This is a genomic window from Kribbella yunnanensis, from assembly GCF_039529655.1.
Lineage (GTDB): Bacteria > Actinomycetota > Actinomycetes > Propionibacteriales > Kribbellaceae > Kribbella > Kribbella yunnanensis.
Genome location: NZ_BAAANF010000013.1, coordinates 129,627 through 152,757 on the forward strand (window position 1 = coordinate 129,627; position 23,131 = coordinate 152,757).

The 23,131-nt window shown below is 67.7% G+C and carries 21 protein-coding genes; 8 read left to right on the plus strand and 13 right to left on the minus strand.

The window, feature by feature from the left end; all coding sequences use genetic code 11:
- Positions 1-508: 508 nt before the first annotated feature.
- A complete protein-coding gene (gene pdxR / locus ABD231_RS18495) occupies positions 509-1,966 on the minus strand; it encodes a MocR-like pyridoxine biosynthesis transcription factor PdxR (protein WP_344153006.1) in 1,458 nt (485 codons plus the stop codon).
- A 28-nt stretch (positions 1,967-1,994) separates the two neighbouring features.
- Between pdxR and ABD231_RS18500 the strand changes: the two genes are divergently transcribed.
- Genes ABD231_RS18500 through ABD231_RS18510 form a run of 3 tightly spaced genes read left to right on the plus strand, consistent with a single transcriptional unit; the run spans position 1,995 to position 4,431 of the window.
- Positions 1,995-2,786, plus strand: coding sequence for a methyltransferase (locus ABD231_RS18500; RefSeq protein ID WP_344153009.1), 792 nt, complete (start codon positions 1,995-1,997; stop codon positions 2,784-2,786).
- Complete coding sequence (locus ABD231_RS18505; RefSeq protein ID WP_344153012.1) at positions 2,783-2,926, plus strand: hypothetical protein; 144 nt, start codon at positions 2,783-2,785, stop codon at positions 2,924-2,926. The genes ABD231_RS18500 and ABD231_RS18505 overlap by 4 nt, the downstream gene beginning before the upstream one ends.
- Before the next feature lie 20 nt (positions 2,927-2,946).
- Positions 2,947-4,431 carry a CYTH and CHAD domain-containing protein gene (locus ABD231_RS18510; protein ID WP_344153015.1) on the plus strand — a complete coding sequence of 495 codons (1,485 nt, stop codon included), beginning with the start codon at positions 2,947-2,949 and terminating at the stop codon, positions 4,429-4,431.
- A 112-nt stretch (positions 4,432-4,543) separates the two neighbouring features.
- Here ABD231_RS18510 and ABD231_RS18515 read toward each other — a convergent pair whose 3' ends face one another.
- From ABD231_RS18515 to ABD231_RS18555, 9 genes are all read right to left on the minus strand, one after another.
- A complete protein-coding gene (locus tag ABD231_RS18515) occupies positions 4,544-6,187 on the minus strand; it encodes a solute symporter family protein (RefSeq protein WP_344153018.1) in 1,644 nt (547 codons plus the stop codon).
- Positions 6,184-6,522 carry a DUF485 domain-containing protein gene (locus ABD231_RS18520; protein ID WP_344153021.1) on the minus strand — a complete coding sequence of 113 codons (339 nt, stop codon included), beginning with the start codon at positions 6,520-6,522 and terminating at the stop codon, positions 6,184-6,186. The genes ABD231_RS18515 and ABD231_RS18520 overlap by 4 nt, the downstream gene beginning before the upstream one ends.
- Positions 6,523-6,712: 190 nt before the next feature.
- Positions 6,713-8,251, minus strand: a complete 1,539-nt coding sequence (locus tag ABD231_RS18525; RefSeq protein ID WP_344153024.1) for a sodium/solute symporter — start codon at positions 8,249-8,251, stop codon at positions 6,713-6,715.
- Between the two features lie 11 nt (positions 8,252-8,262).
- Entirely contained in the window at positions 8,263-8,649 is a 387-nt protein-coding gene (locus tag ABD231_RS18530; RefSeq protein ID WP_344153027.1) for a hypothetical protein, read from the minus strand.
- A 1-nt stretch (position 8,650) separates the two neighbouring features.
- Positions 8,651-9,394: a LytR/AlgR family response regulator transcription factor gene (locus ABD231_RS18535; protein ID WP_344153030.1), complete on the minus strand. Its 744-nt coding sequence runs from the start codon at positions 9,392-9,394 to the stop codon at positions 8,651-8,653.
- Between the two features lie 9 nt (positions 9,395-9,403).
- The gene (locus tag ABD231_RS18540) at positions 9,404-10,534 is read right to left on the minus strand and encodes a histidine kinase (protein ID WP_344153032.1); all 1,131 of its coding nucleotides are present in this window, start codon (positions 10,532-10,534) and stop codon (positions 9,404-9,406) included.
- A gap of 17 nt (positions 10,535-10,551) precedes the next feature.
- Complete coding sequence (locus ABD231_RS18545) at positions 10,552-11,289, minus strand: metallophosphoesterase family protein (protein ID WP_344153034.1); 738 nt, start codon at positions 11,287-11,289, stop codon at positions 10,552-10,554.
- 14 nt (positions 11,290-11,303) lie between these two features.
- Positions 11,304-12,470 carry a hypothetical protein gene (locus tag ABD231_RS18550; protein WP_344153036.1) on the minus strand — a complete coding sequence of 389 codons (1,167 nt, stop codon included), beginning with the start codon at positions 12,468-12,470 and terminating at the stop codon, positions 11,304-11,306.
- A 28-nt stretch (positions 12,471-12,498) separates the two neighbouring features.
- On the minus strand, positions 12,499-13,599 hold the full coding sequence (locus tag ABD231_RS18555; protein ID WP_344153038.1) for a hypothetical protein: 1,101 nt from the start codon (positions 13,597-13,599) through the stop codon (positions 12,499-12,501).
- An 87-nt stretch (positions 13,600-13,686) separates the two neighbouring features.
- Between ABD231_RS18555 and ABD231_RS18560 the strand changes: the two genes are divergently transcribed.
- On the plus strand, positions 13,687-15,111 hold the full coding sequence (locus tag ABD231_RS18560) for a serine/threonine-protein kinase (RefSeq protein WP_344153041.1): 1,425 nt from the start codon (positions 13,687-13,689) through the stop codon (positions 15,109-15,111).
- On the opposite strand, the gene ABD231_RS18565 is transcribed toward ABD231_RS18560, so the two are convergent.
- Positions 15,108-16,046, minus strand: coding sequence for a hypothetical protein (locus ABD231_RS18565; RefSeq protein ID WP_344153044.1), 939 nt, complete (start codon positions 16,044-16,046; stop codon positions 15,108-15,110). The two genes, ABD231_RS18560 and ABD231_RS18565, sit on opposite strands and share 4 nt — an antisense overlap.
- Before the next feature lie 92 nt (positions 16,047-16,138).
- Between ABD231_RS18565 and ABD231_RS18570 the strand changes: the two genes are divergently transcribed.
- The 4 genes from ABD231_RS18570 (at position 16,139) to ABD231_RS18585 (ending at position 20,347) form a co-directional block, all read left to right on the plus strand.
- The gene (locus tag ABD231_RS18570) at positions 16,139-17,473 is read left to right on the plus strand and encodes a dipeptidase (RefSeq protein ID WP_344153046.1); all 1,335 of its coding nucleotides are present in this window, start codon (positions 16,139-16,141) and stop codon (positions 17,471-17,473) included.
- An 80-nt stretch (positions 17,474-17,553) separates the two neighbouring features.
- Positions 17,554-18,678 carry an NAD(P) transhydrogenase subunit alpha gene (locus ABD231_RS18575; protein ID WP_344153049.1) on the plus strand — a complete coding sequence of 375 codons (1,125 nt, stop codon included), beginning with the start codon at positions 17,554-17,556 and terminating at the stop codon, positions 18,676-18,678.
- Positions 18,675-18,980, plus strand: a complete 306-nt coding sequence (locus ABD231_RS18580; protein WP_344153052.1) for an NAD(P) transhydrogenase subunit alpha part 2 — start codon at positions 18,675-18,677, stop codon at positions 18,978-18,980. The genes ABD231_RS18575 and ABD231_RS18580 overlap by 4 nt, the downstream gene beginning before the upstream one ends.
- Positions 18,977-20,347: an NAD(P)(+) transhydrogenase (Re/Si-specific) subunit beta gene (locus ABD231_RS18585; RefSeq protein WP_344153055.1), complete on the plus strand. Its 1,371-nt coding sequence runs from the start codon at positions 18,977-18,979 to the stop codon at positions 20,345-20,347. Before ABD231_RS18580 ends, ABD231_RS18585 begins: the two co-directional genes overlap by 4 nt.
- A gap of 610 nt (positions 20,348-20,957) precedes the next feature.
- On the opposite strand, the gene ABD231_RS18590 is transcribed toward ABD231_RS18585, so the two are convergent.
- Together ABD231_RS18590 and ABD231_RS18595 are read right to left on the minus strand one after the other, a co-directional pair.
- Positions 20,958-21,941 (minus strand): helix-turn-helix transcriptional regulator, encoded by a 984-nt coding sequence (locus tag ABD231_RS18590; RefSeq protein WP_344153058.1) that lies wholly within the window; start codon positions 21,939-21,941, stop codon positions 20,958-20,960.
- On the minus strand, positions 21,942-22,925 hold the full coding sequence (locus tag ABD231_RS18595) for a helix-turn-helix transcriptional regulator (RefSeq protein ID WP_344153061.1): 984 nt from the start codon (positions 22,923-22,925) through the stop codon (positions 21,942-21,944).
- Positions 22,926-23,131: the final 206 nt, after the last annotated feature.

A 23,131-nucleotide genomic window follows, 5' to 3' on the forward strand; every position in this document is an offset into this window, starting at 1 on the left:
AGTGGGCAACCCCCCAACTCGACAGGCCAGCGGTCGCCCGCCCCGCGCCGCAACCCCGCCCGGCAACGCCCCTCGTCCCCGCCCCGCAACCCCCCACCTCGGTGGTTATCCCCTCGGTTGGGGGGTTGCCCGCTGAGAATCTGAGTGGGCAACCCCCCCCAACTCGACAGGCCAGTTGGCCGCCTGACGCCATTTGATGGGTCCACCCACGCGGTTGCGGGTCGGCCCACGGCACGGTTGGCCCACCCGCGACCGGATGGGTCGGTCCGCTAAGGGGCGCGACTGGCTGGGGCTGATTGCATGGCTTGGGTTGCTGTGGGTGAGGTGCGGCTGCTTGCGAGGTGGCGGCGGGTGCGGGCTGGGTTCGGCGGCACGAACGACGGGTGGTGGTGGCCCGCCTACCTGCGCGAACCGCATTTGGCTGGCTGGGCAGTCGGGTTGGGGGTTCTGCACTCTGGTTATGGGTGCAGAACCCCTCATTTCGGTGGGTAGGCAGGGAATTGGGTCGTCAGGGGAGGAGGGTGGCTAGGGTTTTGATGGCTTGGGTTAGGTCGGTGGGGGTTCTTGCGGCGTAGCCGAGGACCAGGCCGGGGGCGTGCGGGAGTTGGCAGTGCCAGGAGAGGGGGTGGACTTTGATGCCTGCGGACAGGGCGGCGGTGGCTAGGGCCACGTCGTCGACGTGTTCGGGGAAGGTGATGGTGAGGTGGAGGCCGGCGGCGGCGCCGTGGACTGTTGCGGTGGGCAAGTAGTTGGTGATGGCGGTGGCCATGGCGTCGCGGCGGGTGCGGTGGCGGCGGTGGACGTAGCGGAGTTGGCGTTCGAGGTCGCCGGAGTTCATCAGGTGGGCGAGGGTTAGTTGGGGGAGGGCGGCGTTGCCGAGGTCGGCGCGGCGTTTCAGGGCGATGAATTCGTCGCGGTACTGCGCCGGTGGGACGATCCAGCCGATGCGCAGCGCGGGGGCGAGTAGCTTGGAGACGCTGCCGGCGTAGACGACCTGCTCGGCCTGCATCGACCGTAGGGCTGGGATTGGCGGGCGGTCGTAGCGGTGTTCGGCGTCGTAGTCGTCCTCGAAGATCAACCCGCCGTCGGCGGCCCACTGCAGGAGGTCGCGTCGCCGCTCACCCTCCAGTACGACGCCTGTCGGGAAGTGGTGTGCCGGAGTCACCATGACCACCTGAGCACCCGACTTCCGCAGTACGTCGACCTGCAGCCCACCGGAGTCGACCGGGATCGGCCGGGTCCGGAGTGCCCATTCCTCCAGGTGCTGACGTGAGCCCAGCGAGCTCGGATCTTCGACCGCGATCTCGGTGATCCCGCGGGCCGCGAGGTGGTGGGTGAGGAGGGAGATGGCCTGCGCGACTCCGGCGACGATGATCACCTCGTCGGGGGCGGCGGTGATACCGCGATAGCGCGCCAGCCAGGTCGAGACGGCTGCGCGCAATTCCGGCGTACCGGATGGGTCGCCGTACCCGAAGGCGGAGGCTTCGAGGTTGCTGAGGACTGCGCGTTCGGAGCGCAGCCAGGCGGCCCGCGGGAAGGAGGCCAGGTCCGGTACGCCGGGAGTCAGATCGATGCGGGCTGGTGCGGCGCGGAGTTCGTCGAAGATGTCGAGACCGGGTGCGTTGATCCGCGGCGGCCGCGATCCCGACCGGGCGCGCGGTGCGGGCGCGACAGCCGGTGCGGCGACCACGACCGTGCCGGCGCGGCCGCGGCCGCTGACCTGGCCGTCCTCGGTGAGTCGTTGGTAGGCCTCGGTGACAACGCCGCGAGAGACCTGCAGTTCGGCGGCCAGCAACCGGCTGGCAGGCAGGCGGCTGCCGATCGCGAGCCGGCCGTCGGAGATCGCCGCCCGGAGTTGGTCGGTCAGCCAGTCGGCCAGACCGCCGACCGGCGCCTCGGCAGGGTTCAGTTGGAGGAAGTCCGCTCCAATGGTCCTGGGGAAGTCGGCTTGATTGGACCTGTCCATCGGTCCATTGTGGCGGCACCTTGGAGATATGAGAACCGATTACGTGCATGGCTACACCGCGGCGGAGACCCGCCGGCTCAGCGACCAGGCGCAGACCCTGGCCGAGCTCCTGCACGGTGGCATCGAGTTCCCGCCGGGAGCGCGGGTGCTCGAAGCCGGCTGTGGGGTCGGCGCCCAGACAGTCCAGTTGGTCACCCGGAATCCCGGCATCGACCTGGTCGCGATCGACATCTCCGAGGAGTCGCTGGCCCAGGCCAAGGAGCGGGTCGGGCCCGAAGCGCGGGTCGAGTGGCGATGCGCCGATCTTCGCGAGCTCGCGGGTGAGCAGTTCGACCACATCTTCGTCTGTTTCGTCCTCGAACACCTCAGCGATCCGACCGCCGCGCTGATCGGCCTGCGCCAACTGCTGCGGCCCGGCGGAACCATCACGGTCATCGAGGGCGATCACCAGTCGGCGTTCTTCCACCCGCGCAGTGCGGCCGCGCAGGCCGTCATCGAGTGCCTCGTCGACCTGCAGGCGGAGGCTGGCGGCGATTCGCTCATCGGCCGCCGGGTCCAACCGCTCCTCGAAGCGGCCGGGTACGACGACGTCCGCACCGAGCCCCGGACCGTGTACGCCGACGAGACCCTGCCGCACCTGGTCGACGGCTTCACCCGGAAGACGTTCATCGCGATGGTCGAGTCGGTGCGTGAGCAAGCTCTCGCCGAAGGTCTGCTCACACCGGCCGAATGGGCCGCCGGCATCCGGGACCTGGAGCGAACCGCCGAGTCCGGCGGCACCTTCCACTACACATTCTTCAGAGGGGTGGGGCGAACATGATCGGCTTCCTGGCAATCGTCGTACTGACCGTGTGGGGGCTGGAGCGCAACCACCGCCGGCAGATCCGGACCATCTCGGACAACGGCGTTCCCGATCGCGATCTGGAACGGCTGGTCGGCGATTTGAGGGCTGGTTCATGAACTGCTGGTAAACAAGAGGCATGCCGACCGAGCAGACTGAGATCGAGACCAAGTACGACGTCGCCGAGTCGACCCATCTTCCGGCACTGCACGAGTTACCTGGTGTCGCGAGTGTCGCGCAGCCGGTCGAGCTCGATCTGGAGGCGGTGTACTTCGACACCGAGGACCTCGACCTCGCGACGAACAAGGTGACGCTGCGACGGCGGACCGGCGGTGAGGACGACGGCTGGCACGTGAAGTTCCCGAAGTCGTCCGGTGCGCGGCTCGAGGTGCAGTACCCGCTCGGCCGGGCGGTGCGGAAGGTTCCGATCGCGGTCGTCCGCACGGTCCGGGTGCACGTCCGCGACCACGAGCTGATCCCGGTCGTCACGCTGCAGACCCGCCGCGTGGTCCACCGGCTGCTCGACGCCAATGGCGACGTACTGGCTGAGCTGGCCGACGACCACGTCACGGCGACGACCGGCGACGGCGAACCGGACAGCTGGCGTGAGTGGGAGGTCGAGCTGGTCGGCGGCGACCTAAAGCTCTTGGAGGCGGCCGAGACGGTACTGCGTTCTGCGGGTGCCGAGCCGGCCGCCGGACCGAGCAAGCTGGCGCGGGCGCTCGGCGATCGGCTGCAGCCCGGCGACCAGTGGGAGCTCCCCGCCAAGCCGCGGACGGCCGACGTGTTCCGGGCGTACGCAGCCGAGCAGGTGCAGGCGATTCGTCAGCGCGATCCCGAGGTACGTCGGGATGCGCCAGAGGGGATCCACAAGTTCCGCGTCGCGACCCGGCGGCTGCGGTCGGCCCTGGCGACGTTTCGTCCGGTCATCGACCGCGAGGTCGGGGACGAGATCCGGGCCGAGCTGAAGTGGCTGGCCGGTGAGCTCGGGGTCGCCCGGGACGCCGAGGTCCAGCGCGCGCACTTCGCTGCCGAGGTCGGCGAGCAGCCTGTCGAGCTGGTGATGGGCCGGGTCGCCGCGCGGATCGACGACCACCTGCGCGGGGTCTACAAGGAGGGCCGGGCGGGTGCGCTGGCCGCGCTGGAGAGCGAGCGGTACTTCCGGCTGCTGGACACGCTCGACCAGTTGGTCGCCGAGCCGCCGCTGACCGGTGACAACCGGAAGGCCGCCAAGCAGCTCCCCGAGTTGCTGCAGCACGACCGCAAGCGGATGAGCAAGGCGGTGCGCCGGGCGCAGAAGGCCGAGACCGCCGAAGAGCAGGACCACGAGCTCCACGAGGTGCGCAAGGCCGCGAAACGACTCCGGTACGCCGGGGAGGCCGTCGTACCGGTGTTGGGTGCGGAGGGCAGCACGCTGGCCACGCGGGCCGAGGAGGTGCAGGAGATTCTCGGCGACTTCCAGGACTCGGTGGTGTCGCGTGAGCTGCTGCGGGAGCTCGCCGTACAGGTGCATCTCGAGGGCGGCAACGCGTTCACCTTCGGTCGCCTGCACGCGCTGGAGGAAGCCCGCGGGAAGGCCTCCATCGAGGCGTTCCTCGAGGTCTGGCCGTCGCTGAAGTTCTAGGTACAGCAGAAGGTCCCGGTTCAGGGAATACCGGGACCTTCTGGAGGCGGAACTTTGGGGCTGCCAGGCAGGTCCGCCGAACTTCGCAGGGCCTGCCTGACAGGTCTAGGGGTTAGTGCGCGACCGCCTTCTCGGCGCCCGCACCGGTCAGCGAGCGGACCTCCATCTCGGCGAACTTGTCGACGTCGACCTGCTCCTTGCTGGTCAGCGTGCCGATGATGCCGAGCACGAAGGCCAGCGGGATCGAGACGATGCCGGGGTTGTCCAGCGGGAACCAGTGGAAGTCGATCCCGGTGTCGGTGATCATCGACAGGCTCGCGCCGGTCTTCTTGTCCACCTTGCCGGAGACGACCGGGCTGAAGACGATCAGGAAGATCGCCGAACCCAGACCGCCGTAGATGCTCCAGAGTGCGCCGCGGGTGTTGAAGCGCCGCCAGAACAGCGAGTACAGGATGGTCGGCAGGTTCGCGCTGGCCGCCACCGCGAAGGCGAGGGCCACCAGGAACGCGATGTTCTGGCCGTTGGCGAAGATACCGCCGACGATCGCGACCGCGCCGATCACCAGGACGGTGATCCGGGCGACCTTGACCTCGCCGTCGCCGCTGACCTGGCCCTTCTTGATCACCTGACCGTAGATGTCGTGCGCGAAGGACGCGCTGGCGGTGATCGTCAGCCCGGCCACCACAGCCAGGATGGTGGCGAAGGCAACCGCCGAGATGACACCCAGCAGGATCTCGCCGCCGAGTTCGTAGGCGAGCAGCGGAGCCGCCGAGTTCGCCTTGCCCGGTGCCGCCCGGATCGCGTCCGGTCCGACCAGCGCCGCGGCGCCGTACCCGAGCACCAGGGTGAACAGGTAGAAGATGCCGATGATCCAGATCGCCCAGCTGACACTGCGCCGGGCCTCGCGAGAGTTCGGCACCGTGTAGAAGCGCATCAGGACGTGCGGCAGACCCGCCGTACCGAGAACCAGTGCCAGGCCGAGCGAGATGAAGTCGAGCTTGCTGATCCCCGTTGCGCCGTACTGCAGACCCGGGCTGAGGAGCTTCTCCCCGACCGCCGGGCTCTTGTCGACTGCGGCGCCCAGCAGGCCGGACAGGTTGAAGGCGTACTTCGCCAGCACCCACAGCGTCATGATGCCGGCGCCGAGCACCAGCAGGACCGCCTTGACGATCTGCACCCAGGTGGTGCCCTTCATGCCGCCGACCAGGACGTAGGTGATCATGATGATGCCGACGACGGCGATCACGACGCTCTGCCCGGCGCGGTCGGAGATGCCCAGCAGCAGCGCCACCAGACCACCCGCACCGGCCATCTGGGCCAGCAGGTAGAAGAAGCAGACACCCAGGGTCGAGATGGCCGCGGCCATCCGGACCGGACGCTGCTTGAGCCGGAACGACAGTACGTCGGCCATCGTGAACCGGCCGGTGTTCCGGAGCAGTTCCGCGACCAGCAGCAGTGCCACCAGCCAGGCCACAAGGAAGCCGATCGAGTACAGGAAGCCGTCGTACCCGTTCAGCGCGATCGCACCGGCGATGCCGAGGAACGACGCGGCCGACAGGTAGTCACCGGCGATCGCGATGCCGTTCTGCGGGCCGGTGAAGGAGCGGCCGCCGGCGTAGAAGTCGGCCGCGCTCCGGTTGTTGCGGGAGGCCCGGATCACGATCGCCAGGGTGGCCACCACGAACAGCGCGAAGATCGCGATGTTGACCTTGGGGTCCCCGACGGTTGCCTGCGGCAACAGCAGTGGCGCGCTCATACGGTCTCTCCCTCGATCTGGTCACGCAGGTGCTTGGCGTCCGGGTCGAACTTCTTGTCGGCCCAGTTGACGTAGAGCAACGTGATCGCGAAGGTGGAGACGAACTGGCCGAGCCCGAACAGCAGGCCGACAGTGATGTTGCCGCCGATCTTGGTCGACATGAATCCCGGCGCGTAGTCGGCGAGCAGGACGTAGACGAAGTACCAGACCAGGAACAGCCCGGTCATCGGGAACACGAAGCGGCGGAACCGGCGGCGCAGTTCGGAGAAGTCCGGTGACAGCTGGACATCTCGGTACGTCGTCGGTTCCGGGTCGCCCGGCCGAATATCACTCATGCGCGGGACCTCCAGACAGGGGATAGGCCGGGCGGAACCGGCACGTTGTGCTGACCCGTACTGTGGTTCAGCTCACGCCCGCCCGACAGCACCCACACGCATCGAGCGCTCAGCGGGCCGGCCCGGGCGACCGGCGGGTGCACCTCCTGCGCCGAACGGTCGATCCCCCACGACCAGCGGTGGACCGGGCTCAGGGCAGCGGCGTGGGATCGCGGTCGACGTTGACGGCTTCGGGGGTGTGCAGGCGGACCATGCTGCGGGCGGCGCCGGCGGGGATCGTGTGCGGGGTCAGCTTGGAGACCACGATGACGGTGAGGAAGGCCAGCGGCATGGTCCAGGCGGCCGGCTGGACGACCAGGGCGCGCGGCCAGCCGCCGGTGGGTGCGCCGATCACGTTGACCAGAGCGGCCGCGCTGGCTGCGACTCCACCGACGACGAGGCCGGCTGCCGCGCCGGTGGTCGACATGCGCCGCCACCAGATGCCGAGAACCAGCATCGGGCAGAAGGTCGACGCTGCGACCGCGAACGCGAGTCCCACGGTGTCCGCCAGGCTCAGAGCGCCGGTGAGCCGGAAGGCGACGTACGGGACTGTCATGGCCAGTAGTGCGGCGATGCGGAAGCTGTTGACGGCCAGGTAGTCCCCACCGGTCAGACGGGTCAGTCTGGTCCGCAGCAGGTCCTGGTCGATCACTCCGGCGATCGCGACGGTCAGTCCGGATGAGGTGGACAGGAACGCGGCGAACGCTCCGGCTGCAACCAGCGCTCCGAGCAGGTCTCCCGCCGTACCGGGGAAGATGCGGCTGGGCAGTTCCAGTACGACGGTGTCCGCCGCACCTGCGACCAGGTCTGGTGCGAACGAGCGGCCGAGGATCGCGTACATCGGCGGGAACAGGTAGAAGAGACCGAGCAGTGCCAAGACGACAACCGTCGTACGGCGGGCCGCGCGGCCGTCCGGGTTTGTGTAGAACCGGACCAGTACGTGGGGCAGGCCCATGGTGCCGAAACACAAGGCCAGTAAGAGCGAATAGGTCGAATAGAGCGGGTGGTCGCGGCCGCCGGCTGTGGAGAGTGGCTCGGCCCATTCGGACGCAGCGCCCTGCAGTGACTGGAGTACGCCGATCTGGTGGTCGCCGGAACGCCAGGCGATCAGGATGACGAAGATCGGTGTGGCTAGTGCGGTGAGTTTGAGCCAGTACTGGAAGGCTTGCACGAAGGTGATCGAGCGCATGCCACCTGCGGCCACGTTGATCACCACGATGACCGCTACGACGGCCGCGCCGACGTCTGGCGGCGCACCGGTGACGGTCTGGAACGTCAGACCGGCACCGCGCAGTTGTGGCAGTAGATAGAGCGTGCCGATGCCGACGACGAGTCCGGAGCAGATGCGGCGCACCATGGCCGACTGGAACCGAGTCTCGGCGAAGTCGGGCAGCGTGTAGGCGCCAGAACGACGGAGTGGTGCAGCGACGAGGACGAGCAGCATCAGATAGCCGACGGTGTAGCCGACTGAGAACCACAGCATGTCAGCGCCGTTCACCAGCACCAGACCGGCGACTCCGAGGAACGATGCGGCACTCAGGTACTCGCCACTGATAGCAGAGGCGTTCCAGCGCGGAGTGACCGCGCGACTGGCGACGTAGAAGTCACTGGTGGTCCGGGAGATCCGCAGCCCGAACAGGCCGATCCCGATCGTTGCCACGATCACCAGTCCGATGCCGGTGAGGCTCATCGCGGACGACATCACTGCCGCCCGACGAACTCGGTGAACTCGGTCTCGATGCGTTCGGCGTTGCGGACGTAGATGCGGGCGGCGACGTACACGACCGGGTAGACGACGATGCCGAGGATCACCCAGGGGAGGGGGAGACCGAAGATCGCGAAGGTGCGAGTGGGTGGTACCAGCCAGAACAGCAAGGGGACGCTGCCGAGGACCAGAGCGGTACTGCCGATCACCGCGAGCGTGAGGCGGAGCTGGGACTGGATCAGCGAGTTCATGTAGACCTCACCGAGCCGGGTCTGCTCGTCGATCTCCCGCGTACCGGTCGGAGTGGCCGGCCGACGGGCCGCACTGGTCCGCGGACTCGTCACTCGGACGCGGCGGGGACCCTGCGGTGTGTTGGTACTCATGTCACGGGCGCAAGGAGGTGGAACGGACCAGGAGGTCGCGGAGCTCACGCGTGTGCCGCCGGCTGACCGGAAGCCAGTCATCACCGACCCGTACGGCGCAGCGGCCGCTCTCGACGCGCATCTCGTCCACATGCGCGAGCGCGACGAGAGTACTGCGGTGGATCCGGGTGAAGCCTGCGTCGCGCCAGCGCTCCTCCAGCGTGCTGAGCGGGATGCGGACCAGGTGTGAGTTCTGACCGGTGTGCAGCCGGGCGTAGTCGCCCTGGGCCTCGACATACCGGACCGACGAGCGTTGCACGAACCGCGTCACCCCGGCGAGCTCCACCGGGATCACCTCGTCGCCATCGTCAGCAGGTTGCGGTGAGGCCGGCGCACCGGCGGTGACGACGCGTCGGACCGCTTCGGCCAGCCGCTCGGCCCGGACCGGCTTCATCACGTAGTCCGTGGCCTCCAGCTCGAACGCCTGGACCGCATGCTCGTCGTACGCGGTGACGAAGACGATCTGCGGACGGCTGGCGAACTTCGACAGCACCCGGGCCAGGTCGATCCCGTCCAGGCCGGGCATCTTGATATCGCAGAACACCACGTCCAGGTCGGCCGCCTGCAGGATCTTCAGCGCCTCGGGGCCGTTGGAGGCCGTCCGGATCTCACCGATCCGCTCGTCGCGCCGGAGCAGGTACACCAGCTCATTGAGCGCCGGCTCCTCGTCATCTGCGACCAGCGCCCGCAGTGGTATCTCCGCCATAGCCTCACCCTAGGGGGAGGCATGCACTCCTGAGGAGTATTTGGGAATCCGGAAGGTCACCTTCGTGCCCGCGTCGACCTGGGTCTCCACGACCAGGCCGTAGGCGTCGCCGTACACCTGGCGGAGGCGGGCGTCCACGTTGCCGAGGCCGATCGAGTCGCTGGCGGACTCGCCGGCCAGGACCGCGCGGATGACCTCGGGGTCGCTGCCGGCGCCGTCGTCCTCGACGCTGATCTCCGCCTCGTTGATCTGGTCCCGGGCGCGGATGGTGATCCGGCCGACGCCGGTGGTGCCCTCCAAGCCGTGCCGTACGGCGTTCTCCACCAGCGGCTGGACGACCAGGAACGGTACGACGACGGGGAGCACCTCAGGGGCGATCTGCAGCGAGACGGTCAGCCGCTCACCGAAGCGGGCCTGCTCGAGAACCAGATAGCGCTCCACGTTGCGCAGCTCGTCGGCGAGCGTGGTGAACTCGCCGCCACGACGCAGTGCGTAGCGGGAGAAGTCGGCGAACTCCAGCAGCAGCTCACGCGCGCGCTCGGGGTCTGTGCGTACGAACGACGCTATGGCGGCCAGTGCGTTGTAGATGAAGTGCGGGCTGATCTGAGCGCGCAGTGCGCGCAACTCGGCTTCCATGGCTCGGGTGCGCTCTTTGTTGAGCTCTGCGAGCTCCACCTGACCGGACACCCAGCGGGCGACCTCTTCGGTTGCTCTGACCAGCGCTGCCGACGACCGCTCGCTGTAGGCGACCAGTACGGCGACCACGCGCTCCTCAATCACGATTGGTGCGACCGACGCCGTACGGATCGGGCACTGCGGGTCTCCGCAGGCAACGTCGTGTACGCCGAGTACTGCGGTCCGGCCGGTGCGGAGAGTCGGCCCGGCCAGGGTGCGGGCGTCCCGACGGTGGTTGCTCTCGTACGCGCCGCCGACCCCGTCCCACGCCAGTACGCCGGAAGAGTCGCAGATCGCGATGGCCGCCGTACCGAGGAGGTCTCTGAGGTGGCGGCTCGCTTTGCCGGCCGCAGCGGGGGTCAGGCCTTCGCGCAGGTGCGGACTGGCCAACGAGGCGGTATGCAGAGTCGCATACGTCGCCTTGTCAGCCGGAGTGCCGAAATGTTTCCGCCGCCGCGCGAACACCCCACGACCGTAGCCGCTCAACCCTCAGCCCGTGCCCTGAACGCGTCGAGTGCCTCCGTGTCGGAGTAGTTGGTCAGCAGGAACTCATCGACCCACTGCTGCCGCCCGGGGTACGTCGACGTCTGCACGATCTGGCTGGCCGCCTTCGCCGGGTCCAGGGCCGACCGCCGCAGCTGAACCCCCTCTGGCGTGACCAGCGCCCAGCTGGGACCAGGAGCGCCGTACGGCATGCCCACACTGCCAGCGTTGACCACCGTCCGCCGGTCCACCTGCCGCACGAACGGCATGTGCGTGTGCCCGCAGACCACAGTCCTGATGCTGTCCGGCACTCCACCCAATACGTCGACCCACCTGCTGATCGGGCTGTCCACCAGCACGACCTCCTCGTCGTCCCGAGGTGTCGCATGGCAAACCAGTACGTCCCCGAACGTCACCGTGGTCGGCAAATTGTCCAGCCACTCCACCTGCGCTGCCGTCAGCTCCCCAGCGGCCCAAGGGCTCACCGGATCCGGGACCACGCCCGTGAACGTGCCCCGAGCCATCGCCACCGCCTCGCGGTCCGCGTTCCCCCGGACCCACACCACCCGGTCACCCATGGCCTTGAGCCGGTCGAACACCTCCCGCGGCTGTGGCCCACTCACCACATCCCCCGCCACCACCACGGTGTGCGCCGCCCGCACGTCCTTCTCCGCCAGCACCGCCTCCAACGCCGGCATCACTCCATGGACATCCGCAAGCACCGCAAGCCGAGTCATACAGCCAGTGTCGTCTACGACCCAATAACGAGAGGTGTGTCGGTGCCGATCGGGGTGGCGCGCTCACAGGCACCGGTGGTGATGGTGCAGCGAATGATGGCGGTCTTGATCTTCTCGGTCTGGCCGACGGCGCTTGCGTAGGCAACGACGAGGACGTGCTGGTCGTCTTCGACTGCCATCTCCTGGAAGCAGCCCTTCCACTTGTGCAGGATCTTGCCGGAGTTCGCCTCGAAGGCTGCCGAGATGCCGGAGCAGAAGCCCTCGGCGTTGTCCTCGTCGCCATAGGCGGTGGCGCCGTTCGGGGTGAAGCCACGGACCTGGAACTCGCAGGTGCGGAAGAACTGGGTGCCGCTGGGAACCTGGACGACGTTCGAGCAGGTGCCGTCGTCGTTGCGGACCGGCATGGCTGCGGCTGTGTTGCCGTTGGCGGACACTGCGGTCGGTGAGATGACGGCCTTGATCAGCTCGGCCTTCGCTGCACTCGGCACCCAGGAGTAGAGCTTCCAGGGGCCGGTCTCCTTGTCGCTCGCCCGGTAGTACACCTTCCCGTCGGTGTAGGCGAGGACCTGGACCTCCCAGCTGTTCGGTAGCTTCAGCGACTGCACCGAGTCGCCTGACTCCGCGTAGACCGTGCCGCCCTTCGTGGTGACGCCGAGGCTGCTGAGCCGGGAAGCGGCGTACGCGGCACCGGTCTGGTCGGACGTCGTGACCAGGGACGACACATCCGGCGTACGGCGGACTGTGTCGCCGGACGAGAGTTTCAGTAGTTCGGTGCCGTCTCCATCCGGCTCGTACATGACGACCGCCAGGACGGATCCGCCCAACCGGCCGACGGTGAGCACGGACCCCTTGCCTGGAATGGTCTCCACGAGCTCGGAGCCACTGCGCACCTCTCGGCCGATCAGGTACGGCACCTGGGGCGCGCGGCCTTCCGGGAGCTTGCTGACGTTCACTGTGCTCTCGGTGCTGGTCACCGGTGGCTTGCTGGGAACAGCGCTCAGCGTCGGCGCAGGTGGCGTGGCCGAGGGCGTCGGGGTCGGGCTGGGCGTGCTGGTCAGGGGAGCGACGTCGGCCTTGGCGGTCTGCGGGCCCTGGCGGTAGGCGAGGGTGGCGCCGATGGCGACCGCTGCCACGGCGACCGAAGCCACCACAGCGATCAGGCGGCCGTTGTTGTTCCGCATCGGCGGGACTCCTTACAGGTGTTCGCTCTCATGAGCCGAGGAGCAGTGGTTCCGGGGACAGCGGGCTGGCCAGCTCGCACTGGCCGGTGCTGACGGTGCAGCGGACGACAGCGGACCGGGACTCCGGTCCGGCCTGGTTGTGCCACTCGAAGAGGACGTGGTCGTCGTCCTCCGGTACGGCGTTCCGCAGCGACTCGGCCAGCCAGGTGCGGAGGACCCTGCCGGTCTTGGCGTCCAGAGCACTGGCCGTGCTCTCGCCGTACGGCGAACCGGCGTTGGGCGCGTAGCCGATGACGAATGCGTTGCGGGGGCTGAAGTTGTCCAGGCGGTACTGGCACGTCCGCCACTGCTGGCGGTTCTTGGCGAGGTCGGTCACCACCGAGCACAGCCCGCTGTCGGTGAAGACCGGCAGACCGGCGGCCAGCGTGCCGTCCGGTGACACTGCTACCGGCCGCGCGACCTTGAGGGGCTCTGCCACGGCCGATGCGTCGACGTCCCAGCGGTACAGGTTCGGTGTCTTGCTGTCCTCCGGTCGGCTACTGAGGTAAACCGACCGGTCCACGACTGCCAGGACCTCGATCTCGCGAGCCCTCGCGTGGTCCAGGGTGAGGTCCTTGCCATCGGTGGACCGGAAGTGCACCGTCCCACCGTCGTGGCCGGTGTACCGCCCGCCGGTGGCGAAGGCAGCCGCGTTCCCGTCTGCGCTGGTGACGAGCGAGTCGATCCCGGGCAGTCGCTGGGAGACCTTGCCGGCCTCGTCGAGCACCACCAGGCTGCTGCTGTTCGCGTTCGGGACCTCCATGGCCATGGTGGTGTCCCACAGTCGTGCAACCGCTTCGACAGGTACAGAGCCGGGCACCTTCACCGGGCTGCTGATGCCTCCCTGCACAGTCCGGCCGCGCAGGTACGAGACCTGGGGCGTCCGGCCCGTCGGCAGCTTGGTGGCGTCGATGACGACCTTGCTGGCGGGCAGTGTCACGGGCGGGGTCGTCGGCACGCTCAGGGGTGCGGCTGCCGCCCCGGTCTGGCTCTCCGGACCGCGCGCAGCAGCCAGCATGCCGCCGCCTGCTACCGCGACGACAGCCACTGCGGCCACCGCGATCACCAGCGGCCGGTTCCGGTTCGACACCTGCTCCATCCTCGCTGAGACGCACCAAGTCGCCGTTTTGTTCGCACCGGCGAGCGAGTCGCAGGAACGATCGAGCATAATGCGTGCATGGACCAGCCTCAGCGGATCGGCCGGTACGCCCTGGTCCGCCGGGTCGGTGCCGGTGGTTTCGCGACCGTTTGGCTGGCCAAGGACGAGCAGTTGGACGCCGATGTGGCGGTCAAGATCCTCTCCGACCTCTGGACCGACGACGAGGATGTCCGCCGCCGCTTCCTGGCCGAGGGCCGGTTTCTGCGCAAGGTCGACTCGCTGTACGTCGTCGGTGCGCACGACGTCGGGGAGACCGACGACGGCCGCCCGTACCTGGTCATCACCTACGCCGACCTCGGGACCCTGGCCGACAAGATCAAGGCCGGCCCGCTGGAGATCGGCGACGCGGTCCGCATCATCACCGAGGTGGGCAAGGGCCTCAAGCACCTGCACAGCCGCGGGGTCCTGCACCGCGATGTGAAGCCGGCCAACGTGCTGTTCCGCAGCATCGCCGGCGGCGACCGCGCCATGCTCGGCGACCTCGGTCTCGGTAAAGCGGTTCAGGACGTCTCGCAGCTGACGATGCCCGGCGGCACCCCGGCGTACGTCGCCCCGGAGCAGGTTCTCGGTGATCGCCTCGACCACCGTGCGGACCTCTACTCGCTCGGTGCGGTCGCGTACGCCGCTTTCACCGGCCAAGCACCACATGGGGTGAACAGCCTCGGCGCGGTGATGCAGATCGACAAGCCACCGCCCTCGATGACCACGCTGCGCAAGGAGATCCCCGACGCGATCGACGTCGTCGTACGGCGTGCACTCGAGCCCAACCGGGACCTGCGGTGGCAGGACCTGGACAGCTTCCTCAACGCACTCCGCGAAGCGCATGTGACCGGCAAGATCCCCGCAGGTCTGATTCCCGCGCGTGACGTGGCTCCGGCGACCCCTGTCGCCGGTGGCGTCGACCAGGAGACCGCACTGTCCAGTGCGAACCAGCTGACCCAGTCGCCGCCCAAGCGGTCCGGCCGAGGTCGCGTGATTGCCGGACTGCTCGCCGTACTGCTGGCTGCGGGTGGTGGGTACGGCGGCTACCAGTTCGTGCTGTCGCGTCCGGTGAAGGTGGAGTCCGGCAGGCTGTCGGTCGAGGTACCGCGCGCCTGGTCGCAGAAGGCGGAGGACACCGCCGCACAACGCCTGCTCGTCGCGACCAGCACAGCGACCTGGCAGACGGACCCGCGCGTCGAAGGCGTGTACATGGAGATCCGCCAAGCCGGCAAGCTCCCGACGACCACCACGCCGCCGCCCGGCTGCCAGCCGGCAACACCGGACGGCGGCCAGGTCGGCGACCAGGCGTTGGCGACGTTTCGCTACACCTGCGGTAGCGGACCATCGGTCATCGAGCAGTACCGGCAGCTGAATGCGACCACCCAGCTCCGGATCCAGGTCCGCGACGACAACCCCAACGGCCGCGAGACCATCGTGAACTCGGCCCGCTACCAGCCTTAAGGCACCAGTGAGGTCAGCGACGAGATCGAGGCCTTGTGCAGCCGCGGGATCACGTTGAGCGTGTTCGGGTCCGAGCCGTACAGGTGTGACGCCGATTCGTAGACCAGGTAGGCAGTGCCGTTGTACTCGGTGATGCCCTCAGTCATGCTCGGCGCCCGGAAGCAACTGAGTGCCGCGGCATCCAGGTCCTTCTGGCCACGCTTCACGACGTACAGGTTGCTGCGGTTGGACCGCCCGTACGACGTGCTGTAGATGAAGTGGTTCGCGGTGACTGTCAGCCCCTGTGTCTTGGTGGGGATCTCCCAGGCGCCGGACAGCGTGGTGAGCGTGCCGTCGTCAGCGATCTTGTACTCGTACATAGCGCCGCGACCGGTCTCGTTGAAGGAGCCCGCGAACAGCGAGTCGCCGTAGGTGCCGATGAACGACGCTGCGGCGACATCCCGCGCCGTACCAACCTGAGTCAGGTACGGCGTTCCTGCGGCCTTCATCGCATCCCGCAACGCGGTGAGGCTGTACTTCCGAATGCTCGACCCTGCACCCGAAACGAACGCCCAGCCCTTGCTGACCGCAATCCCACCCACATGCGACTCAGCCACCGCCACCACACCCACAGTGGAACCAGTAGCCGGGTCGATGCCGTAGATCTGCGAGTCAGCACCTTCGCGGTACGACGCGACCAGCAGCAGGTTCTTGCCGCTGCCGTCCCAGTTGTACCAAGTGCCAGCACCCTGAGGCGTGTGCGTGCTCAGGTTAGGAATGCTCGCGCTGTTGCTGAACCGAGCGTCGTACTTCTTGGAAGCCGAAGGCCCGTCATAGAACGTCGAACCGCCGGTGGTGGCGGTGTCACACGTGATCGCGGCCTGAGCCGGCAGTGCGACCGTCAGTGCGCCGGCGGTCAGCAGGAGGCTGATGAGAACGGGGCGGTAGCGGGACATAGGTGTCCTCTTCCGTAGGGGGCGGAATCTTACGGTGCAGTCATACTATGGCGACAATGACTGACCGTTGGCTACGCCGTACCGTAGGCGGCATGAGCGATCTGTCTGCGGCGATCGACCGCGTTCTGCCCAGTGTCCGTGCCGACCTCGAGGACCTCATCCGGATCCCTTCGGTCAGCTACGAAGCCGCCCGCGCGGGCGATGTCCAACGGTCCGCCGAGGCGACCGCTGCGTTGTTCGAGGCGGAGGGGTTCGCGGTTCAGATCGTGCGGGCCGGTGAGGGTGCGCCTGCGGTGATCGCGAAGAAGCCGGCGCCGGCCGGGAAGCCGACGGTGCTGTTGTACGCGCACCACGATGTGCAGCCGACCGGTCCGGTCGACCAGTGGACGTCTGACCCGTTCGAGCCGACTGAGCGGGGGGACCGGCTCTACGGTCGCGGGGCGGCTGACGACAAGGCCGGGATTGCTGCGCACCTGGCCGCCGTACGGGCCTTTGGCAACGACCTGCCGGTGGGTGTGACGGTGTTCGTCGAGGGTGAGGAGGAGATCGGTTCGCCGACTCTGCTGCAGCTTCTGGATGAGTACTCCGCCGACCTGGCCGCCGATGCGATCGTGATCGCCGACTCCGGCAACTGGGATGTCGGCCACCCCGCACTGACTGTGTCACTGCGCGGACTGGTCGAGTCGTACGTCGAGGTGCGGACACTCGACCACGCTGTGCACTCTGGGCTGTTCGGTGGACCGATTCCGGATGCGTTGTCAGCGCTGTGCCGGCTGCTCGCCACGCTGCACGACGACAAGGGTGATGTCGCTGTCGACGGTCTGCACGCGTCGCGTGCGGCTGACGTGGTGTACCCGGAGGACCGGTTGCGGGCCGAGTCGAGTGTTCTGGACTCGGTGCGGCTGACCGGATCGGGTTCGCTGGTCGACCGGCTGTGGACGCGCCCGGCGATCGCCGTACTGGGTATTGACGCACCTGCCGTGGCTGAGGCCAGCAACACGCTGGTGCCGGTCGCACGAGCCAAGGTCAGCCTGCGGGTTGCGCCTGGTGACGATGCGTTCAAGGCCAGTGCTGCGCTGAAGGAGCACCTGGAGAGCAACGCACCGTGGGGCGCGCAGGTGACTGTCACCGAGGGTGAGGTCGGCCAGCCGTGCAGCATCAACGCACGCGGTGGCGGCTACGAAGCGGCGCGGTCGGCGTTCCAGACCGCGTGGGGTGTCGAGCCGATCGACATGGGCATGGGCGGATCGATCCCGTTCATCGCCGAGTTCCAGCGGGTTTTCCCAGCGGCCGCCATCCTGGTGACCGGTGTCGAGGACCCCGACACCCGCGCGCACGGCGTCGACGAAGGCCTGCATTTGGCGGAGTTCCGCAAGGTCTGCCTGGCCGAAGCGCTCCTCCTGCAGAACCTCGCAGACAACGCGTAAGGCCCTTACAGGACACAACCTGACCACGAGGTCGGGGCCAGGGTTTCCGACAACGCTCGGTTTGGCATAGGTTTCGGCGAGTGAAGATCGCAGTGGTACGGGAGACCAGGCCGGCCGAGCGCCGGGTCGCATTGGTGCCGGAACAAGTCGCGAAACTGATCGAGCTCGGGTACGAGGTTGCGGTCGAGCCGGCCGCCGGAGAGCGCGCGCTCTACTCCGACGACCAGTACCGCGACGCCGGCGCCGAGGTGGCCTGGGGTGCCGACCACGCGGCGACCATCGTGGCATCGGTGCAGCCGCTGGAGCGCGAACGCCTGCAGCGGCTCCACGCCGGTACGGCGTTGCTGTCGTTCCTGCCGACGAATCCGCCGGACATCATCCGCTCGGCGGCCAGGGCCAAGCTGACCGCGTTCGCGATGGAACTGGTCCCGCGGATCTCCCGGGCCCAGTCCATGGACGCGCTGTCCTCGCAGGCCCTGGTGGCCGGCTATCGGGCCGCGATCGTCGCCGCCGAACGGCTCCCGCGGTTCTTCCCGCTGAACATGACTGCGGCAGGCACGGTTCCGCCGGCCCAGGTCCTCGTCCTCGGCGCCGGAGTCGCCGGCCTCCAGGCCATCGCGACTGCGAAGCGTCTCGGCGGCGTCGTCAAGGCGTACGACGTCCGTACCGCGGCCGCCGAGGAGATCGCCTCGATGGGCGCGCAGCCGATCACGCTCGAACTCGGCACCCTCGACGGCCCCGGCGGTTACGCCCGCGAGATGACCGCCGAGCGGGCGCAACTCCAGCGCGAGCTGCTGACGCCGTACGTCGCCGCTGCGGATGCCCTGATCACGACCGCCGCCGTACCGGGGCGAACCGCGCCGATGCTGGTGTCGCGCGCCATGGTCGAGCAGATGAAGCCCGGCTCCGTCGTCGTCGACCTCGCCTCCGAACAGGGCGGCAACGTCGAAGGATCGGTCGCCGGAACCGAGTTGACGATCGGCAATGCGCTGGTCTGGGGCGGCGCGAACGTGCCCAGCCAGATGGCCGGCCCGGCCAGCCGCCTGTACGGGCAGAACATCGCCAACCTGATCCGGCTGATGACCCGCAACGCGGCCTTCGACCCCGACTTCGACGACGAGATCGTCCGCGGCTGCTGCGTCACCCACGACGGCGCCGTACTGCACGAGCCCACCCGCGAACTCCTGAACGGACCGCAGGCATGACCGAATCCATTGCTCTGCTGACGATCTTCGTGCTCGCCGCGTTCGTCGGCGTCGAGGTGATCAGCAAGGTCTCCTCGACCCTGCACACGCCGCTGATGTCCGGGGCGAACGCGATCCACGGCGTCATCCTGGTCGGCGCGATCATCGTCACCGGCCAGGCCGAGTCCACCATCGTGGTGATCGTCGGCCTGCTCGCCGTCGTCCTCGCGACCGTCAACATGGTCGGCGGGTTCGTCGTCACCGACCGGATGCTCGAGATGTTCAAGCCCCCGGCCGCCCGCAAGAAGGAGCTTGGCAAGTGATCCCGACCTGGGCCCAGATCGGGTACCTGATCGCCGCAGTCTGCTTCATCGTCGCACTGAAGGCGCTGTCGTCACCGAAGTCCGCCCGGACCGGCAACCTGCTCGGTGCGGCCGGCGCCGTACTGGCCGTCATCATCACCTTCGTCGCCTACAAGCCCGACCACCTGGCCCCGATCCTGGTCGCCCTCGCGATCGGAACCATCGGCGGTGTCGCGGGCTCGCGCCGGGTCCAGATGACCCACATGCCGCAGCTCGTTGCCCTGTTCAACGGCGTCGGCGGTGGCGCGGCCGCACTGGTCGCACTGATGGAGCTCGGCGAGGTCCCGGACGGCGCCACCGTCGCCGCGATCGCGACCGCGTTCACCATCCTGGTCGGCGCGATCAGCTTCTCCGGCTCGATCGTCACCTTCGCCAAACTCCAGGAACTGATGACGACCCGGCCGGTGACCTTCCCCGGTCTGCCGGTGCTGTTCATCGCCTCGATCCTCGGCAGCCTCGTGCTGGCCGGCTTCCTGGTCTCCGACCCGCGCGTCTGGGTCGGCATCCTGCTCTGCCTGATCGGTCTCGCGGTCGGCGTGATGCTGGTGCTCCCGGTCGGAGGTGCCGACGTACCGATCGTCATCTCGCTCCTGAACGCCTTCACCGGCCTGACCGTCGCCGCCGGCGGCTATGTCCTCGGGAACACCCTGCTGCTGGTCGCAGGAACCCTGGTCGGCGCGGCCGGTACGTTGCTGACCAAGCTGATGGCCGACGCGATGGGCCGCTCGGTCTTCAACATCCTCTTCGGTGCCGTAAAGGGCGGGTCGACCCTTGGCGGTGGTGAAGCATCCGAACGCCCGGTCATCTCTGGTGGAGCCGAGGACGTCGCGATCCTGCTCGGCTACGCCAACAAGGTCATCATTGTCCCCGGCTACGGCCTCGCCGTCGCCCAGGCCCAGCACACCCTGCGCGAACTCGTCGAAGAACTCCAGGGCCGCGGCGTCAAGGTCGACTACGCCATCCACCCCGTCGCCGGCCGGATGCCCGGCCACATGAACGTCCTGCTCGCCGAAGCCCAGGTCCCCTACGACCAGCTCCGCGAAATGGAAGACATCAACAGCGACTTCAAGTCGACGGACGTCGTCCTGGTCGTCGGCGCGAACGACGTGGTCAACCCCGCCGCCCGCACCACGCCCTCGGCCCCCATCTACGGCATGCCCATCCTGAACGCCGACGAGGCCCAGCGCGTCATCTTCCTCAAACGCTCCATGCGCCCCGGCTTCGCCGGCATCGAGAACGAACTCCTCTACGACCCCCGAACCACGTTGTTGTTCGGCGACGCCAAGGACTCCCTCACCAAACTCCTGGCCGCCCTCAAAAACATCTAGTCCCCGCCTCCCCGAACGGCTGCCGCCCCCCGCGGCAGCCGTTTCGTCATCCCCACCCCGGTGCGGGTGATGCCAACGCAGCGCCCGAAGCAACCGCCGCCCCGCCCCCCGCCCCAACCCCCGCTCGCACAACCCCCCCACCCCAGTGGTTATCCCCCCAGCCGGGGGGTTGCCCCACGAGATTCTCAGGGGGCAACCCCCTATCTCAGAGGGCATCCCCCGAGTTGGGGGGTTGCCCATCAAGAGGTGGGCGGCAATCGGTTGCTGGGGACAATCTCCGTGCGGTCGGTACGGCGGGGTGCAGTTCATGAGGTGGTTGTGTAGACCACGGGGGCCGGTCGTGGCGGGCGTTTCGTCAGGAATGCACGAATTCGTGCAGCTATTGGTCCAGACCGGCTCGTTGACGCTGTTGGCCGCTCCCGGCCAACGTCCCACCCCGGCCACCAGGATTCATTGCCGCCGATTTCCCCGGCCTGTTTAACTTCTGCCGTCAGCAACTGCCGCTGCACCTCCGGCGTGACATCTCCCGCCGCCCGCCCACACCCGTCAGGAGCTCCGCCTTGGCCTGCCCGCACAACAATTCGCCCCACCCCCGAGCCTGGGACTGGGGCTAATCCACCCACCCCCGCTGAGCCGCCCGAACCCCCAGTTCGAACCGCCCCGAAGCCCCCACCTGCTCACTCAGTTTCGCCGCCATTCTGCGAACCGTTCGCATAGAGACGCCAAGCTTCCGAGCCACCTGCTCATCGGTCGCTCCCTGCACCAGAAACCGAAGAAACTCAGCCTCCTGCCCACTCAACCCGCCCGCCTCAGGCACCCGCTCAAACGAGCGATCAGCAAACCGCCAGTAGTGCTCATACATCTCAACCGCCATCCGCACAACAGCCTTGCTGTGGTGTACGACGGCTCCGGCTTCATAGTTGTCCGGGTCAAGCGGCATCACCGCCGTCTCGCCATCGAAGATGACCAGCTTGAACGGAATCGACGGGACGATCCGGACTTTTCCGCCGAGATCCTGCATGAAGGCAACTGCTTCCCTTGCTGACGGGCCCTTGAGTTGCTGCTCCGCGATGAGATAGCGACACGCAACCCCGCGGGCGAGAATGTCTGTGTCGGCGAAATTGTCGGTCAACCTGATTGCATATGATCCAGGTTTCGCCATGCCCCACATTGATTTAGTCGGATGAAACCGCTGCATCCGCAGGTTTGCCTTCTCGGCGCCGTCGAGGATTTCAACGTCAGGTACCGCATTCTGAACCAGGAAACTGTTGTAGTCGGATATGAATTCACTCGCGCGGAGCCGATCGGAATCGAGCTCCTGGGTGAGGTCGCTGATCGTCGACTGGCGTTTGGCTGCAAGGCGTTCAAGTGTCAGAGCCGGATCCACCGGGTATTCGTCGTCGCCGATATCCCAGCGAGGCGCGAGGAAGCCCAATCCCCGCAGCAGCTCGAGCCGCGCCTCCACCTCATCCTCCGGGAGCCCCAGCTCGGTGCAGAGCAGTGCGCGGCTCGCCCTGTTGACCAGGTTCGGCTTCTGTAGGAGTAGTCGGTAGAGGTCGAGGCTGTCCTGTGACAGCCCCAGCGACTCGAACACTCAGACCCAGCCGCGCTTCGCGGCCGCCACCCCAAGCTCGAACCGGCTGGCAGCGTCGAGGCGCTCGGACAGGTTGGCGGTGATCCGCCGTGCGGTCCGCAGCGAGATGCCCAGCAGACGTGCCACCTGCTCGTCCTTAGCCCCGCCGGCCAGAAGACGCAGTACTTCGGCCTCGTGCGGCGTCAGCGGGGATTCGTTGTCGCGGTCGTCGGGAGCGAACAGTTCGGACGCGCGGGCCCAGTAGGCCTCGAAGAGGGCTATGGCGACGTTGACTACCGCGGGGCTGCGGTGGATGACCGCGCCGGCGCCGTGGTTGTTGGGATCCATCGGCATGACGGCGATTTCATTGTCGAAGAGCAGTAGGCGCATCGGGAGTGTCGGGGTGGCTCTGACCTCGCCACCCATGCGGTGGATGGACTCTGCGTAGTCCGATGCTCCCTTGGATTCGAGCATGTTCTGGAGGTAGATCGCGCGCATCTTGATGCCGCGCTCCAGCAGAGGCTCGTCCGGTGAGCCTTCTAGCGGGCGGACGGCGTCGTCGATGTGAACGGGAGTCAGCGCCCAGAACGATTGGCGCACCTTCAGGGCCAGCTCGTCGATCCGACGCGAAGCGTTGGCGCGCCCCTTGATCACCTCGACATCACCGCTGCTCCGGGCTGTCAGGAGCTCGTTGTACTGCTCGGCCACGACCTCCGCGCTGGCCTCGGCCTCGCGGAGGAGTCCCAACTCCGCATTCAGCGCCGCACGACGACGCTCTGCGAGATTGGCGAGACCGACGCGGGGGTGAACGGCGTGTTCGCCCTCCGGATTGGCCCATGTGGGAACCAGTAGTTCGAGCTTGCGCAGCTTGTTCAGCAACTCGTGTACATCATTAACCGGTCGCTCTACTAGCGCGGCAATCTGCTCCGGCGTACTCTCAGGCTGGCTGAGCAGGGCGTGATAGACCGCAAAGGTGGCTTCGTCCACACCTAGCGGATCGAGCACTTTTTCCCTCCTCGTGAACCTGTCGGAACCGACCATATACAGAGAGCGTCGACATAGGGCACTCAATGCGTGGTTCCGGGATTATTTCGAAGGGACGAGCTGTGATCAAGAAGATGCTGTCTGTGATTGGGGTGGCGGCCCTCCTGTGGAGTGTTGCAGGCACCGCTCATGCTGGTGACCCGCCGGCCACGACGCAGTGCAGCCCC

Coding starts and splice junctions, on each gene's coding strand:
- ABD231_RS18530 (WP_344153027.1), bottom strand. CDS start 8,649: ATGAGTACCAACACACCGCAGGGTCCCCGCCGCGTCCGAGTGACGAGT.
- ABD231_RS18515 (WP_344153018.1), bottom strand. CDS start 6,187: ATGAGCGCGCCACTGCTGTTGCCGCAGGCAACCGTCGGGGACCCCAAG.
- ABD231_RS18525 (WP_344153024.1), bottom strand. CDS start 8,251: ATGAGCCTCACCGGCATCGGACTGGTGATCGTGGCAACGATCGGGATC.
- ABD231_RS18535 (WP_344153030.1), bottom strand. CDS start 9,394: ATGGCGGAGATACCACTGCGGGCGCTGGTCGCAGATGACGAGGAGCCG.
- ABD231_RS18545 (WP_344153034.1), bottom strand. CDS start 11,289: ATGACTCGGCTTGCGGTGCTTGCGGATGTCCATGGAGTGATGCCGGCG.
- ABD231_RS18570 (WP_344153046.1), top strand. CDS start 16,139: ATGAGCGATCTGTCTGCGGCGATCGACCGCGTTCTGCCCAGTGTCCGT.
- ABD231_RS18565 (WP_344153044.1), bottom strand. CDS start 16,046: ATGTCCCGCTACCGCCCCGTTCTCATCAGCCTCCTGCTGACCGCCGGC.
- pdxR (WP_344153006.1), bottom strand. CDS start 1,966: ATGGACAGGTCCAATCAAGCCGACTTCCCCAGGACCATTGGAGCGGAC.
- ABD231_RS18505 (WP_344153012.1), top strand. CDS start 2,783: ATGATCGGCTTCCTGGCAATCGTCGTACTGACCGTGTGGGGGCTGGAG.
- ABD231_RS18500 (WP_344153009.1), top strand. CDS start 1,995: ATGAGAACCGATTACGTGCATGGCTACACCGCGGCGGAGACCCGCCGG.
- ABD231_RS18580 (WP_344153052.1), top strand. CDS start 18,675: ATGACCGAATCCATTGCTCTGCTGACGATCTTCGTGCTCGCCGCGTTC.
- ABD231_RS18550 (WP_344153036.1), bottom strand. CDS start 12,470: ATGCGGAACAACAACGGCCGCCTGATCGCTGTGGTGGCTTCGGTCGCC.
- ABD231_RS18510 (WP_344153015.1), top strand. CDS start 2,947: ATGCCGACCGAGCAGACTGAGATCGAGACCAAGTACGACGTCGCCGAG.
- ABD231_RS18520 (WP_344153021.1), bottom strand. CDS start 6,522: ATGAGTGATATTCGGCCGGGCGACCCGGAACCGACGACGTACCGAGAT.
- ABD231_RS18560 (WP_344153041.1), top strand. CDS start 13,687: ATGGACCAGCCTCAGCGGATCGGCCGGTACGCCCTGGTCCGCCGGGTC.